The organism is Methylococcus sp. ANG (genome assembly GCF_040730495.1).
Lineage (GTDB): Bacteria > Pseudomonadota > Gammaproteobacteria > Methylococcales > Methylococcaceae > Methylococcus.
In genome coordinates this window covers 4,066,085-4,080,677 of the sequence record NZ_CP160399.1, presented here as the reverse complement: position 1 = coordinate 4,080,677, position 14,593 = coordinate 4,066,085, and the positions used below count along the sequence as shown (strand labels likewise).

The 14,593-nt window shown below is 65.3% G+C and carries 12 protein-coding genes and 2 pseudogenes; 6 read left to right on the top strand and 8 right to left on the bottom strand.

Translation table 11 applies throughout. The features are described 5' to 3' along the window. The first annotated feature begins 84 nt into the window (after positions 1-84). The 4 genes from ABZN20_RS19795 to sufT are packed head-to-tail and all read left to right on the top strand — an operon-like array spanning position 85 to position 3,459. Positions 85-1,401, top strand: a complete 1,317-nt coding sequence (locus ABZN20_RS19795; RefSeq protein WP_367026365.1) for a TRZ/ATZ family hydrolase — start codon at positions 85-87, stop codon at positions 1,399-1,401. A 13-nt stretch (positions 1,402-1,414) separates the two neighbouring features. Then, a complete protein-coding gene (gene ubiG, locus ABZN20_RS19790) occupies positions 1,415-2,140 on the top strand; it encodes a bifunctional 2-polyprenyl-6-hydroxyphenol methylase/3-demethylubiquinol 3-O-methyltransferase UbiG (protein ID WP_218806100.1) in 726 nt (241 codons plus the stop codon). A 13-nt stretch (positions 2,141-2,153) separates the two neighbouring features. Further along, on the top strand, positions 2,154-2,924 hold the full coding sequence (locus tag ABZN20_RS19785) for an SDR family NAD(P)-dependent oxidoreductase (protein ID WP_367026364.1): 771 nt from the start codon (positions 2,154-2,156) through the stop codon (positions 2,922-2,924). Further along, a complete protein-coding gene (sufT, locus tag ABZN20_RS19780; protein WP_218806098.1) occupies positions 2,911-3,459 on the top strand; it encodes a putative Fe-S cluster assembly protein SufT in 549 nt (182 codons plus the stop codon). Before ABZN20_RS19785 ends, sufT begins: the two co-directional genes overlap by 14 nt. Positions 3,460-3,611: 152 nt before the next feature. On the opposite strand, the gene ABZN20_RS19775 is transcribed toward sufT, so the two are convergent. From ABZN20_RS19775 to ABZN20_RS19750, 6 genes are read right to left on the bottom strand one after another with little or no spacing between them, the layout of a single operon-like run. Next, complete coding sequence (locus ABZN20_RS19775) at positions 3,612-3,983, bottom strand: YkvA family protein (RefSeq protein WP_218806097.1); 372 nt, start codon at positions 3,981-3,983, stop codon at positions 3,612-3,614. Between the two features lie 14 nt (positions 3,984-3,997). Next, positions 3,998-5,617 (bottom strand): ABC transporter ATP-binding protein, encoded by a 1,620-nt coding sequence (locus ABZN20_RS19770; RefSeq protein ID WP_367026363.1) that lies wholly within the window; start codon positions 5,615-5,617, stop codon positions 3,998-4,000. Next, positions 5,614-6,456, bottom strand: coding sequence for a phosphoserine phosphatase SerB (gene serB, locus ABZN20_RS19765; protein WP_367026362.1), 843 nt, complete (start codon positions 6,454-6,456; stop codon positions 5,614-5,616). The genes ABZN20_RS19770 and serB overlap by 4 nt, the downstream gene beginning before the upstream one ends. Positions 6,457-6,466: 10 nt before the next feature. Then, positions 6,467-7,855, bottom strand: coding sequence for an ABC transporter permease (locus ABZN20_RS19760; protein WP_367026361.1), 1,389 nt, complete (start codon positions 7,853-7,855; stop codon positions 6,467-6,469). Further along, positions 7,855-8,832 (bottom strand): ABC transporter permease, encoded by a 978-nt coding sequence (locus ABZN20_RS19755; RefSeq protein WP_218806093.1) that lies wholly within the window; start codon positions 8,830-8,832, stop codon positions 7,855-7,857. The genes ABZN20_RS19760 and ABZN20_RS19755 overlap by 1 nt, the downstream gene beginning before the upstream one ends. Then, positions 8,829-10,994 (bottom strand): ABC transporter substrate-binding protein, encoded by a 2,166-nt coding sequence (locus ABZN20_RS19750; protein WP_218806092.1) that lies wholly within the window; start codon positions 10,992-10,994, stop codon positions 8,829-8,831. The genes ABZN20_RS19755 and ABZN20_RS19750 overlap by 4 nt, the downstream gene beginning before the upstream one ends. 128 nt (positions 10,995-11,122) lie before the next feature. Between ABZN20_RS19750 and ABZN20_RS19745 the strand changes: the two genes are divergently transcribed. Both ABZN20_RS19745 and ABZN20_RS19740 read left to right on the top strand, forming a co-directional pair. Then, positions 11,123-11,905, top strand: a complete 783-nt coding sequence (locus tag ABZN20_RS19745; RefSeq protein WP_218806091.1) for an enoyl-ACP reductase FabI — start codon at positions 11,123-11,125, stop codon at positions 11,903-11,905. Between the two features lie 329 nt (positions 11,906-12,234). Further along, a pseudogene (locus ABZN20_RS19740) lies at positions 12,235-13,194 on the top strand (ISAzo13 family transposase); the annotation flags it as partial. A 176-nt stretch (positions 13,195-13,370) separates the two neighbouring features. On the opposite strand, the pseudogene ABZN20_RS19735 reads toward ABZN20_RS19740, so the two are convergent. Continuing rightward, positions 13,371-13,766, bottom strand: a pseudogene (locus ABZN20_RS19735) (transposase); the annotation flags it as partial. Then, a complete protein-coding gene (locus ABZN20_RS19730) occupies positions 13,667-14,530 on the bottom strand; it encodes a transposase (protein WP_367027591.1) in 864 nt (287 codons plus the stop codon). The pseudogene ABZN20_RS19735 and the gene ABZN20_RS19730, both read right to left, overlap by 100 nt. Between the last annotated feature and the right edge of the window lie 63 nt (positions 14,531-14,593).

The following is a 14,593-nucleotide window of genomic DNA, read 5'->3' as shown; positions in this document are numbered from 1 at the left end:
TGAAGTCTCTCCACCCCGAACCGGTACGCCACTCCGCCGGCTATACGGCGTGACAAAGCCAAGCGAAATGGTCAGAATTATCCGATGATTATCGACACTTTGATCACCGCGCGCTGGATCATCCCCGTCGAGCCCGACGGCGTCACGCTCGAACACCATGCCCTGGCCATCGACCGCGGCCGCATCGCCGACCTCCTCCCCACCACCGAAGCGCTGGTCAAATACCAGCCGCGGCGGATCGAACGGCTGGAGCATCACGTCCTGATCCCCGGCCTGGTCAACGCCCACACCCATGCCGCCATGACCCTGCTGCGCGGCGTCGCCGACGACCTGCCGCTGATGCAATGGCTGCAGGAGCACATCTGGCCGCTGGAGCAGAAATGGATCGGCGAAGCCTTCGTCCGCGACGGCGTGCAACTGGCGATGGCGGAGATGATCCGCGGAGGCATTACCTGCTTCAACGACATGTACTTCTTCCCCGAAGTGGTGGCGCGCGAAGCGGTGCGGGCCGGCATGCGGGCGGCGGTGGGCATGATCGTGGTGGATTTCCCCACCGCCTGGGCCGCCGACGCGGACGAATATCTCCGCAAAGGCCTGGCCCTGCGCGACGACTACCGCCACGAACCGCTGATCGCCACGGTGTTCGCGCCGCACGCGCCCTACACCGTGAGCGACGAACCGCTGGCCCGGATCCGTACTTGGTCCGAGGAGCTGGACTGCCCGGTGCACATCCATCTCCACGAGACCGCCGACGAAATCCACCGGAGCGGACAGCAGTACGGCATGCGCCCGCTCAAACGGCTGGATCAGCTCGGCCTGGTCGGGCCGCACCTGATCGGCGTCCACATGACCCAGCTGGAAGACGGCGAGATCGCACGCCTGGCCGAAGCCGGCGCCAGCGTGGTGCACTGCCCCGAATCCAACCTGAAGCTGGCCAGCGGCTTCTGCCCCGCCGCCAAGCTCCTGGCGGCAGGCGTCAACGTCGCGCTCGGCACCGATGGCGCGGCCAGCAACAACGATCTGGACTTGCTCGGCGAAGCCCGCACCGCCGCGCTGCTGGCCAAGGCGGTAGCCAATGACGCCACCGCCCTCCCCGCCCACCAGGCCCTGCGGATGGCGACGCTGAACGGCGCGGCGGCTTTAGGATTGGCGGTGGAAACCGGCTCGCTGACGATCGGCAAATCCGCCGACGTGGTCGCCATCGGGCTGGAGCACATCGAATCGCTGCCGATCTACAACCCGGTGTCCGACCTGGTCTACGCCGCCGGCCGCCAGCAGGTCACCGACGTCTGGGTGGCGGGGCGTCAACTGCTGAAAAAGCGCGATCTGCTGACCCTGGACGCCGCGGAAATCCGCGAGAAGACGCAGATCTGGCACGATAAACTGATCCATCATTCCTGACCGGTCGAGACCCATGGCAACCGACAACGTCCACATCGGCGAAATCGAGAAATTCGGCTCCCACGCCCACCGCTGGTGGGACCCGGACGGCGAGCTGAAGACCCTGCACGCCGTCAATCCCCTGCGGATGCAGTTCATCCAGGCGCACACTTCGCTGACCGGCCGCAAGGCGGTCGATGTGGGCTGCGGCGGCGGCATCCTCACCGAGGCCCTCGCCAAGGCCGGCGCGGATGCCTTGGGAATCGACCTCAGTGAGGACCTGCTGAACACCGCGGAGGAACACGGCCGGGAATCCGGCCTGACCGTGGCCTACCGGCAGATCGGCGCCGAGGCGCTCGCGGACTCGCAGCCCGGTGAATTCGACGTGGTGACCTGCATGGAAATGCTGGAGCACGTGCCGGAACCGGCATCGGTGGTCGCCGCCTGCGCGAGGCTGGCCAAACCCGGCGGGACCGTTTTCTTTTCCACCCTGAACCGCAACCTCAAGGCCTATCTCCTGGCCATCGTCGGCGCGGAATACCTGCTGCGCATGATCCCCAAGGGCACCCACGACTTCAGCAGCTTCATCCGTCCCTCCGAACTGAGCCGCTGGGCGCGCGACCGCGGCCTGGACCTCGCCGGCATGGAAGGCATCGGCTACAACCCCATCACCGGCCAGTTCCACCTGACATCCGACATCGGCGTCAATTACCTGGCCGCATTCCGCAAGCCCGGTGCGGAGAACGCCGGGGGCTGTTGAACGGCTGCCCGCGATGATGACCGCTGACCCCACGCTCGAAGGCCGCATCGTCCTGATCACCGGCGCCGGTGGCGATCTCGGCGCCGTCGCCGCCGAAGCCTGCGCCGGCGCCGGCGCGACGGTGATCCTGCTGGGCCGTACCCTCACCCGGCTGGAAGCCACCTACGACCGCATCGTCCGCCAGGGCGGCCCGGAACCGCTCCTGGCTCCGCTGGACCTGGCCGCCGCCACGCCCGAAGAACTGTCGGCCATCGCCGGCTCGGTCGAATCCCGGCTCGGCGCACTGCACGGGCTGATCCATTGCGCCGCGCACATGGATTACCTGGGCCCCTTGCGCGATGTCGGCGACGCCCAGTGGCGTGACGCGCTCGACGTCAACCTGACCGGCGCGTTCCGCCTGACCCGGACCCTGCTGCCCCTGCTGACGCGATCGGAAGCCGCCGCCGTGGTCTTCGTCACCGACAGCGAAGCCGAGCGCCGGCGCAGCTACTGGGGGCCTTACGCCGTCGCCAAAGCCGGGCTGGAAGCCTTCGCGCTCGTCCTCGCGGACGAATACGACGGCGCCGGCACGCTCAGGGTCAACCTGCTCACGCCCGGCCCGGTCCGCACGCGCCTGCGGCGCAAGGCCTTTCCAGCCGAGACCGCCCCCGGCCCGGCGGCGCTCGCCCCCTGTTTCGTCGACTTGATGCGCAGCGACAGCCCCTACGCCAACGGCGAACGGATTGCCCCCGCCGCGGTCGAACCATCCGTCATCGAGGAGGAAATTCAGCATGTACGGACGTGAAGACATCGTCCTGCGGCGGGATGTCAATGCGGTCCAGATTCCCGACGGCACCCCTTGTGTGCTGCCGCAAGGCCATGTCGTCAGCCTGTTCCAGTCGCTGGGCGGCAACTTCACGGTCACCACCGAGCGCGGCTACATGGCGCGGATCGCCGGCGCCGACGCCGACGCGCTGGGCAAGGAACCGCCCATCATGCCCGGCATCAGCCCCGACGCGGACGCCGAATCGGTGGAAAAGAACGTGTGGGAAGTCCTGCGCACCGTGTACGACCCGGAGATTCCGGTCAACATCGTCGACCTGGGGCTGGTCTATGCCTGCCGGGTCATCCCGGACGGCGCGAGCGGCTTCAAGGTCGAAATCGTCATGACCCTCACCGCTCCCGGCTGCGGCATGGGGCCCGTGTTGCAAAGCGACGTGGAGCACCTGGTGAAGAACCTCCCCGCCGTGACCGCCGTCGAGGTCAGTGTCGTGTTCGACCCGCCGTGGGGCCGCGACATGATGTCGGAAGTCGCGAAGCTGCAGCTCGGGATGCTTTGAGCGTTTGGCGATCCCCACCACCTGCGACAAAACGATCCTGGCGAATTTTTCCGGCGCCTTGTGGGGGTGTTTTCTAAGCGTTTGATTGATCGTTCCCACTCTGGAGCGTGGGAACGATCAACTGTGGGAGCGGCTCCGCCGCGACACAACGATCAATAAGCCCACAGCAGACCCAGCACCACGAGCGCCACCCAGATGCCCACGATCACGAAGCCGGCGGCACGGCTCACCGGCCTGCCGTTCGCCGCCATCTCCATAGCCTTGGCCCGGCATTCCGCCAGCACCGCCGGCGGCACCAGCCTGACCGCCAACAGGATGCCTAAGGGGATCAGCACCAGGTCGTCCAGATAACCGAGGATTGGTACGAAATCCGGGATCAGGTCGATCGGGCTGAAGGCATACGCCACGATGCCCGCGACCAGCAGCTTCGCGTACCAAGGAGTCGCCGGATGGCGCGCGGCCAGATAGAGCGCGAAGGTTTCCGCCTTGAGGCGGCGGGCTTGGGATTTGAGGCTGGCCAACATGGATGACAGCAGGTTTACGAGGCTTTGCGCAGCCCCGGCAATGCGTCGAGCAAGGACCGGGTGTACGGATGCTCTGGCCGCAGCAGCACCTGTTCGGTCGGGCCGGTTTCGACGATTTGGCCGCGGTACATGACGGCGACCCGGTGAGCGATGTCGGCGACCACGCCGAGATCGTGGGTGATGAAGAGATAACTGAGCTTCTCCCTCTCCCGGAGTTCCTTGAGCAGGGCCAAAATCTGCACCTGGACCGAGACGTCCAGCGCGCTGGTCGGCTCGTCGCAAACGATGAGGCGCGGTTCGACCGCCAGCGCTCTGGCAATACAGATGCGCTGGCGCTGGCCGCCGGAGAATTCGTGCGGGTAGCGCAACCGGCTTTCCGGGCTCAGGCCGACCGATTCCAGCAGGGATTCCACCCGCGCCCGGCGCTGCCCGGCGCTCATCTCCGGCTTCACCGCCTTCATCCCTTCTTCGATGATGTCGCCCACGATCATGCGGGGATTCATCGCGGCATAAGGGTCCTGAAACACGATCTGCATGGCCCGGCACAGCGCCCGGCGCTGCTCGCCGCCAGCAGCCGTGATGTCGGTACCGTCGAATTCCACCTTCCCGCCGGAGGTCTCGATCAGGTTGAGGATGCCCTTGCCCAGGGTGGTCTTGCCGCAGCCGGATTCGCCCACCAGCGCCAGCGTTTCGCCCGGCTGGAGCCGGAACGACACGCGGTCCACGGCCCGCACATGGTCGACCACGCGCTGGAACAGGCCCTTGCGGACGGGATAGTGCACCTTGAAGTCGCGGACTTCGAGCAGCGGACGGCCGTCCGCCACCGGTTCACGCCCGATGCAATGGCTCAGCCTGGGCAGGGCTTCGAGCAACTGACGGCTGTAGGGATGCCGGGGCTGCCGGAAGAAATCGTCACGGCCGGCCTCCTCGACGATCAGGCCGTTGCGCATCACCGCGATGCGGTCGGCCAGGTCGTGCACGATGCCGAGATCGTGGGTGATGAGCCACAGCGCCATGCCGGTCTCCCGCTGCAGGCGCTTGAGCAGTTCGAGGATCTGCGCCTGCACGGTCACGTCCAGCGCCGTGGTCGGCTCGTCGGCGATCAGGAGGTCCGGCTCGCCCGCCAAAGCAATGGCGATCATCACGCGCTGGCGCATGCCGCCGGAAAGCTGGTGCGGATATTCGCCGAAATGCCGGTCGGGCCGAGGCAGACCGACCAGACCGAGCAGTTCGATCACCCTGGCTTTCAGCGCGCCGCCGTTGAGCCGTTTGTGCAGCCGCAGCACTTCGCCGACCTGCTGGCCGATGCTCATGACCGGATTGAGCGAGCTCTGCGGGTCCTGGAAGACGATACCGATACGCCTGCCCCGCACCGAGCTCATCGCCATCTCGGGCAGGGCGAACAGGTTGCGGCCCTTGAGGGTCACCTTGCCGTCGAGAATCCGTCCGTTCTGCGGCAACAGGCGCAGCACGGAGAGCGCCGTCACCGACTTACCGGAACCGGATTCGCCGACCAGAGCGAAGGTTTCGCCCCGTTCGATGGCGAAGGACACGCCGCCGACGGCCTTGGTCATCTGCCCGCCCTGGACGAAGCCGGCCTTGAGGTTCTCGACCTGCAGCAGCGGGCCGCTCATCGCGTGTCCTCCAGAAAATCGGCGACGGCGGCCAGGTCGGCGTATTCGATCACCGCGTCGGCGACAGCCCGCAGCGCCGGTTTGGGATGGTAGCCGACGCCCAATCCCGCGACGCCGAGCAGCCGGGCGTCGTTGGCCCCGTCGCCCAGGCCGATGGAGGCCGCCGGGGCAAGCCCCAGCCGCCCGCACAGGCTGAGGAGAAAGCCGGCCTTCTCCGCCCCACCGCAGATCGGCCCTTCGATGCGGCCGGTCAGGAAGCCGCCGCGCGATTCCAGCCGGTTGGCGAGGGCGAAGTCCAGACCGAGCCCGTCCTTCAGCCGGTCGACGAAGAAGTCGAAGCCGCCCGAGACCAGGGCGATGCGGACGCCGCGCCGGCGGCAAGCGGCGACCAGCGCCTCCGCCCCCGGATTCAGCCCGACCTTCTCGTCGTAGACCGCTTCCAGCACCGAGACTGGCAGCCCTTCCAGCAGCGCGACCCGCCGCTGCAAGGACTGGGCGAAGTCCAGCTCGCCGTTCATCGCGGCTTCGGTGATCGCCGCCACCGCCTGGCGCTGGCCGGCGCGGTCGGCGATTTCGTCGATGCATTCGATGGCGATCAGGGTGGAATCCATGTCGGTGACCAGCAAGCCGACGGCGGCGCCGTCGAAGCCCTGCGGCAGCGGATTGACGTCCAGGCGGAGCGATGCCCGCAGCGCCTCGGCGGCTTCACGTTCCGCCGGCCGCTCGTGGCGCAGCAGCCAGTGGGTATCCCGCGGTTCGAGACGGCCGGGGATCGCCGCCAGGATGCTCGCGGCCTCGGCATCGGCAAGGCGGGCGGTATGGATCAGGGTTCGGTACACCAAGACTCCTTTAGTCGGCACGGCGCGGATCGAAAGCATCGCGCACCGCGTCGGCGAACAGATTGGCCGCCAGCACCAGGGCGAACATGAAGGCGAAGGCGGCGGTGAGCGACCACCACACCGGCGGCTCGCGGGCCATTTCCAGGCGGGCGCTGTTGATCATGTTGCCCCAGGAATCGGTGGTCGGGTCGACACCGATGTTGACATAGGACAACACGGCCTCGGCCAGCACCAGCGAGCTGAAATCGAGCGCCACCGAGATCAGCACGATGTGGAACACGTTGGGAAAAACGTGGCGCAGCAGGATCGTCCCCCGCCGCACGCCCAGCGCTTGCGCGGCTTGGACGTATTCCATCTCGCGCAGCTTGAGGGTCTCGCCGCGCAGCAGCCGGCACAGCCCGGTCCAGCTCGTGATCCCGAGGATCAGGCACAGAAACATCAGGCGCAGATCGGCGCGCAGCGCCAGGCTGGCGAATTCCTCCTCGTGCTTGGCCATGTAGACCTGGGTGAGCAGGATCACCGCCGCGATCAGCAATACGCTGGGAATCGAGTTCAGGGTGGTATAGACGTACTGGATCAGGTCGTCGACCCAGCCGCGGAAATAGCCGGCGAGTATGCCGAGCAACAGTGAGAGCGGCAGGGTCACGAAGGTGGTGAGGGTGCCGATCAGGATGCCGGTGCGGATGCTCTTGAGTGCCTGGTAGAGCACGTCCTCGCCCACCTTGTCGGTGCCGAACACGTGGTATTTGAGTGCCAGTTCGCCCAGCACCCCGCCGACGACGCACAGCGCGACGACGGTGCCCAGGATGGCGCGCCAGGGGATCTCGCTCTGGCCCGACAGCACCTCGCCGCCGACCAGGGACAGCGGCAGCTCCCGCGCTCTTGCGATCAGCAGCACTGCCCCGAAGCACAGAATCGCGCCCAGGCCCATTCCCCCGGCCGCTCCCTTGAAACCGGTCCGCAGCACGTCTCCCAACCGACCCCGTGCAGGATCCTTCAAATGGGCGCCGCCGAACTTGAGGCGCGGATAGTCCCAGCGCGTACTGCCGTCGGCCAGGCGCAGGCTTTCCCTGGCATAGCCCCGGACCGCCAGCGGCGCCGAATAGGTCTTCTCGACCCGTGTCCGCAACGGCGTCAAACACCAGTCCAGCACGCTGACCGGCTCGGTTTTGTACTGGGCTCCGCCCCCTCCGTCGCGCGGAAGGAAATGAATCGAATCGAGCACGGCGATGAAGAGATAGGCCACCAGGATCACCGCGGAAATCATCGCGCTGCGGCTGCGGGCGACCTTGCGCCACGGCCGGCGCAGATGCTCATGGTGACGGGTCTGCCAGATCAGCCCACCCAGCATGGCGAGCAGCAGCAGAAATAAGGCGTCGGTCCAGAACAGGGTCAGCATCAGTCGAGGCGCACGCGCGGGTCGGCCAGGGTGTAGGAAATGTCGGTCAGCACCAATCCCAAGATGTACAGCGCCGAGCCCAGGAACACCATGGCGCGGACGATGGCGAAATCCTGCTGGGCGATGGCGTCGATGGTGTAGCTGCCCAGGCCCGGAATGGCGAAGAACGATTCGGTGATGAGGCTGCCGATGAACAGCGAAGGCAGGATGACCACGACGCCGGTGAGGATCGGGATCAGCGCGTTTCGCAGAACGTGGGTGAACAGCACCAGGGTTTCCGAGAGCCCCTTGGCGCGGGCGGTGCGGACATAGTCGCGTTCGACCTCCTCCAGGAACAGCGTGCGATACCAGCGCACGCCGGGACCGATGCCCGCCACCACGCTGATGAGCACCGGCAGGACCAGGAACTTGACGGCGTTCCAGCCGCCGTCATAGCCGGAGATCGGCACCAGCAGCAGGAGCTTGCCCAATACGAACTGGCCACCGATGATGTAGAACAGCGAGGAAATCGAAAGCAGCGCCACGCACACCGCGACGCCCCAGAATTCCAGGTAGGTCAGGCGGAAGAACACGAGCCCCACCGCCAGCGTGATGTGGACCAGGAGTCCGAAGATCAGGGCGGGCACGGCGAAGGCCAGCGAAGGCCAGGCCCGCTGGGCGATGTCCGCGCCGATGTCGCGCCCGTTGTCGGAGCGGCCGAAGCGGAACAGGAACAGCCCCACCGATTTCTGAAAGAAGATGGTTTCGGTCAGTTTGGCCGTACCTTCGGCCCCGCCGTTCCAGAGCTGCGGCAGATCGTAGCCGCGTTCGTGCTTCCATTTTTCGATCGCCTCCTGGGTCACGTGCTTCTGGCCCAGATGCATGCGCGCCATGTCGTCGGGGCTGTTGACCACGAAGAACAGCACGAAGGTGAGGACGTTGACCCCGAGCAGCAAGGGCAGCGCGTACAGCGTGCGGCGGATGAGATACGCCGTCATAGCGCCGAGGCCCTCTGCCGCCGGCGATAACTGCGGTAGGCCGGAATGACAGCGGCCAGCAGCAGCGTAAGCCCCCCCAGCAGCGGCCACCAGACCGGCCGGTTCCACTCGGCGCGGCGGGCCGCGCGCTGCCAGGCGTCGATCTTCATGTACTTGAGCTTGTTGTTGGCCATCAGGTTGGGCTTGAGGTTGCCGTACCAGGCATGATGCAGCGAGAACCCCTTGGGATGCAGCCCGAAGATCCAAGGGGCATCGTGCCGGACCTTTTCCTGCAGGGCCTCGATCAGCGCCAGACGTTCCGGACCGTCGTCCAGGTTGCGCATCCGCTCGAACAGCCGGTCGAATTCCTCGCTGACATAGTTCGAGGCATTTTCGCCGCCGTTCGGCACCTTGGCGTTGCGCCCGTACAGCAGGAAGAAGAAGTTCTCCGGATCGGGGTAATCGGCATTCCAGCCCCACTGGTAGATCTGGGCATTGCCCGCCGCCATCTTCTGCTGGAACTGGTTGTAGTCGGTGGCACGGAACACCAGCTGCACGCCGAGCTTCTCCAGTTGCTTGCGGTACCAGGCCAGCAGCGGCTTGTCGTCCGCCCCATGGGTGGAAAGATCGAGATACAGCACCAGGGGCTTGCCGGTCGCGGCGTCGACGCCGTTGGGATAGCCCGCCTCGGCGAGCAGACGGCGGGCGGTTTCGACGCTTTTGCGCTGGGGCGCCCCGTCCACCCAGTCGTAGACGTAAGGATTGATCCCCTTCTCGCCTTCCTGGTAGCCGTAGATGCCGGGTGGCAGCACGCCCTGAGCCGGCACCCCCCGGCCGTTCATGAAGATCGAGATGAATTCCTCGTAATCCATGGCGATGCTGAGCGCCCGGCGCAGCTTGCAATGCGCCTCGTCCAGCCCGCCGACCACGGGGTCGCGCAGGTTGAATCCCAGGTAGTAATCGGAAGCCGCCACGGAAGTCTCCAGCCGGATGCCCTTCTCCAGCATTTCCGGCGTCAGTTCCGGACCGCCCGAGCTACCGAACTGCACGGCCTGGTCGAAGTTGTCCGAAGCGATGCCGGAATAATCGTAATAGCCCTGCAGGAATTTGTTCCAATAGGGGATCGTTTCCTTCTCCAGGTTCATCACCAGCCGGTCGACCAGCGGCAGCAGCCTGCCCGCATCGGCCAGCAGACCGTTCGGCCCGTCCTCGAGATCGCCCTCCGCCGGATAACGGTCCTCGTGGAAGTACGGATTGCGCTCCAGCACCATGCGGCGGTTGGGGTTGTTCTCCGCCAGCAGATAAGGACCCGACCCCACTGGATACCAGTCCAGGGTGATGTTCTTCTCGATCAGCCCAGGCTGGGCATAGAAGGCGTCGACCTCCCAGGGCATCGGGGCGAAGAAGGTCATCGCCAACCAGAAGCGGAACTGCGGGTACTTGCCGTTCAGACGGATGATCAGCCGGTGCGGGTCGGGAACCTGGACGCCTTCCAGGGCATACCGCCGCAGATCGAAGAAGCGCCCCTTGGCTGCCGCGAAATAGTCGCGCTCCAGGGTATCGCCCAACGTCTTGAAGCCGACGATGTGCTCCTTCATCAACTCGGCGATCGGCGAATGCAGCGCCGGATGCAGCAGACGCCTGATCTGATAGGCGTAGTCATCCGCCGTCAGCTCGCGCGTGCCGGTTTCGGGGAAATCCGCCAAGGTCCGGATGCCGGCGAGCTGCTCGGAGTTCAGATGGTGATAGAGATACTCTCCCCCCGCGCCGCGGGCGAAGGCCGGATGCGGCTGGAAACGGATGCCGCGTTTCAGGCGGAAGTCGTACTCGCTGTAGGCGATGGCCGAATCCGGCGCGCCGGGCGGCAGCACCTTGCCGCTGGCGTCGAGATAGCGGATCTCCGGCAAAGCCTCGGCGGTCGCCGGCTCCAGGGCATAAGGGCGCTTGAGGTAGTGGTACTGCAGCAGCGGCTCGTAAATCTGGCCGATGATGAGACTTTCGTCGGAGCTGTAGGCACGCACCGGGTCGAGGTGCTTGGGGCGCTCCGAAAACGAGGAATACAGGATGTTGCGCTCGGCATCGGCCGCCGGGTATGGGCTGTTGAGCGGCCCCTCGCAGCCCCCCAGCCCCAAGGCCGCGAACAGCGTCAGGTAAAGCCCGAGTTGGTTCGATCCGATACTCACAGTCCGAGCCCATGAAAAAGGTGGGCAATTATACGCGAACCCTGCGGACACGATAGCGCTGGACAGCCCTTGGACCCTTGGCGATACTCTGCGCCTTTCCAAGAACCCCATCCCGAAGGAGCATCCCCATGGGCTTCATGCAAGACAAGCGCGTACTCATCGTCGGCGTCGCCAGCAACCGTTCGATCGCCTGGGGCATCGCCGAAGCGATGAAGGCGCAGGGCGCGGAGATCGCTTTCACCTACCAGAATGAGAAGCTCAAGGAACGCGTGGAAAAGCTGGCCGCCGAATGCGGCTCCTCCATCGTCCTGCCTTGCGACGTTTCCGATGACGCCGAAATCGAGCAGTTGTTCGCCGATCTAGGCAAGCACTGGGACGGCCTCGACTGCATCGTCCACTCGGTGGCCTTCGCCCCCCGCGAAGCCTTGGAAGGCTCCTACATCGACTCCGTCACCCGCGAGAACTTCCGCATCGCCCACGACGTCAGCTCCTACAGCTTCGCCGCCCTGGCCAAGGCCGGCCGGGCGATGATGGCCGGCCGCAACGGCTCGTTACTTACCCTGTCGTACCTGGGCGCCGAACGCGCCGTCCCCAACTACAACGTCATGGGCGTCGCCAAGGCCAGTCTGGAAGCCAACGTCCGCTACCTGGCCTATTCCCTGGGACCGGAAGGCACCCGGGTGAACGCCGTCTCCGCCGGCGCCATCCGGACGCTGGCCGCCTCCGGCATCGCCAACTTCCGGGAAATGCTGGCGAAAGCCGAACAGGCCTCCCCGCTGCGCAGGAACGTCACCATCGAAGAAGTCGGCAACGCCGCCGCCTTCCTCTGCTCGGACCTCGCCTCCGGCATCACCGGCGAGATTCTCTATGTGGATGCCGGCTACAACTTCGTCGGCTTGTCGAGTTTTTGAGCCCACAGGTGGGGCCGTAAATCGGCTCCACCGAATTCACCATCCCTTTGCGTGTCTATTCTTGCCTCGATACAGTCATGTTTCGGGCAGCACTCGCATGGGACAGGACAGACCAAACTCGCCTGCTAACCGACATTCCAAGGGAACCTGGACGAACGTCCCGTCGCGGAAGCTCAGGGCCGGCTCATTTTCCGGCAACCACCACTGCGGTCCCTCTCGTGGGAATCGCCGAATGTTCTCCACCGAACGCTGGCGACTTCCAAGCTCAGCGCTTAGGAGCCTAGCAGAAATAACTTGAACAGTGAGCGGTCTGTGCCTACGCTTTGTGCATGGACGCCACCAAGGTGATTGAGGAAAAATTTCTGGCGCTTTCCGGCCGTCTGGACGAAGCAACGCTGCGGTTGTGGGCAGCGGTTGAGGCGCTTACCCTCGGCCATGGGGGCGTCAGTACCGTAGCGAGCGCGGTGGGTTTGTCGCGCACGACGATCTATGCCGGTCTGCGCGAGCTCGCTATGGCGCCATCCGGTGGCGAGCCAGTCACGGCGAGGATGGGCCGTGTTCGGGCCAAGGGTGGTGGGCGCAAGAAGCTGACGGCCAAAGACCCAACGCTGTTGCGCGACCTGGATGCGTTGGTCGAACCGACGACGCGTGGGGACCCGCAGTCGCCGTTGCGTTGGACCTGCAAGAGTACGCCGCGTTTGGCCAAGGAATTGGTGGCCCAAGGTCATCAGGTGAGCCAGCGCACCGTGTGTGATTTGCTGGCGCAGTTGGACTACAGTCTGCAAGCGACCCGGAAGATTCACGAAGGGGGTCAGCAGGCCGATCGTGATGCGCAGTTCAGCCACATTGCCGCGACGGCGGCGCAGTATCAGGCGGCGGGCGATCCGGTGGTCTCGGTTGATACCAAAAAGAAAGAACTGGTCGGGGACTTCAAGAATGGCGGGCGCGAATGGCAGCCGAAAGGTCGGCCGGAGGGCGTACGCGTCTACGACTTCATCGATCCGCAACTGGGTAAAGTCGCGCCCTATGGCGTGTATGACGTGGGCGCCAACCAGGGCTGGGTCAGTGTTGGGATCACCCACGACACGGCGGCATTTGCGGTTGAGAGTATCCGCCGGTGGTGGCGCGAGATGGGCCAGCCACTCTATCCGGCCGCGCGTCGCCTGCTGATCACCGCCGACTGCGGCGGCAGTAACGGCTATCGTGTGCGGCTCTGGAAGGTTGAGCTGCAGCAACTGGCCGACGAACTGGGGATGGTGATCCAGGTCTGTCACTTTCCGCCCGGCACTAGGAGTCTGTCGGACTATGGATTTACTCGGGTCGGGATTCTTGGAATCGAGAATTTTTCGGGGGCATTGGCGGGGTAGTCACCAGCGTTTCGCGTCGATAACTAGACCAAGATGTGCCCCGCCTCCCCCATGGCGGCGCTATTGGTGTGTAACGCTTGGTTTTTACGTGAAGCCTGTCACGCTGCCGCCAACACGTGCATCCGCCTCAGATTGAACGCCATCGCCACCAGCTTCCATTCTCCGGCCACTGCCTCCAAGCCGCGCAGAGAGAACTGGCGGAATCCCAAGACCTGTTTGATGATGCCGAACACCGGCTCCACCGTGGATTTGCGCTTGGCGTAGCGGGCCTTCCCTGCCTTCGTTTTGAGTTTCCAGGCCATCTTCTCCACGGGATCGGTGGTTTCCGGTTCCGGGGCATCCGGAGCCAGGCGTTCCGCCAGCGGCACGTGATGGCTGTCCCGTCCCATCGCGATCAGCGGTTCGATCTGCTGTTCGCAGCAGGCGTGCACGTTGCCGGCGCTGAAGTAGCCCGTGTCGGCCAGCAGGGCTTCGGGCTTCCCCAGGCTTCCGGCAGCTTCTCGATCTCGGCCAGCATCGGTTCGACCTGCTGCTTGTCGTTGGTCTGCTGACTGACGGTGGTGGCGACGATCAACATCGTCTCCACATCCACCGCAGCCTGGCTGTTATAGCCCTGGAGGAAACCCGCGTGGCTCGGCATGATGCGGGATTCCTCGTCGGTCAGATTGATCTGGTCGCTGGCCTTCGGCCCGGTTTCCGGCGGCTTCGGCTCCTGCCCACGTGGCTTCTTGCCCGCCTGCCGCTGGCCTTCGCGACGGGCTACCTTGGCTTCATAGTCCTGCTGCGCCCGGGCATCGCGCTCCGCGACCCGCTCCACGATCTTGGCCTTCGCCTCCGCCAGGGCCTTCAGCCGATCCTGCCGCCGCGCCAACTCCTCTGGCAGGTCGATGCCGTCCGGCTCCTCCGCCCCGTCGGCCTCCGCCGCCTTCTGCAACAAGGCCTGCACCTCCTCCCGCAACTGCGCTTCCAACTTCTCGATGTGGCCATGAGACAAGGCCTTGTGCTTGGAGGCGTTGGCCTTAATCTTGGTCCCGTCCAGGGAAATCTGCCCGAGCCTCACCAGCTTCATCGCCTGCGCCAGGCTCAAGACCTGAACGAACAGGTCCTCCAGCTCCCCCAGAAAGGTCTTGCGAAAGTGGGCCAGGGTGTCATGATCGGGATGGGTTTCCGCCGACAGAAAGCGGAAGGCCACCGAATCGTAGGTGGCCCGCTCAATCTTGCGGCTGGAGAACACCCCGGTGGCATAACCATAAACCAGCAGGGCCAGTAGTACCGACGGATGGTGCGCCGCCGACCCGCGCCCCGAGTAGCGGCTCGTCAG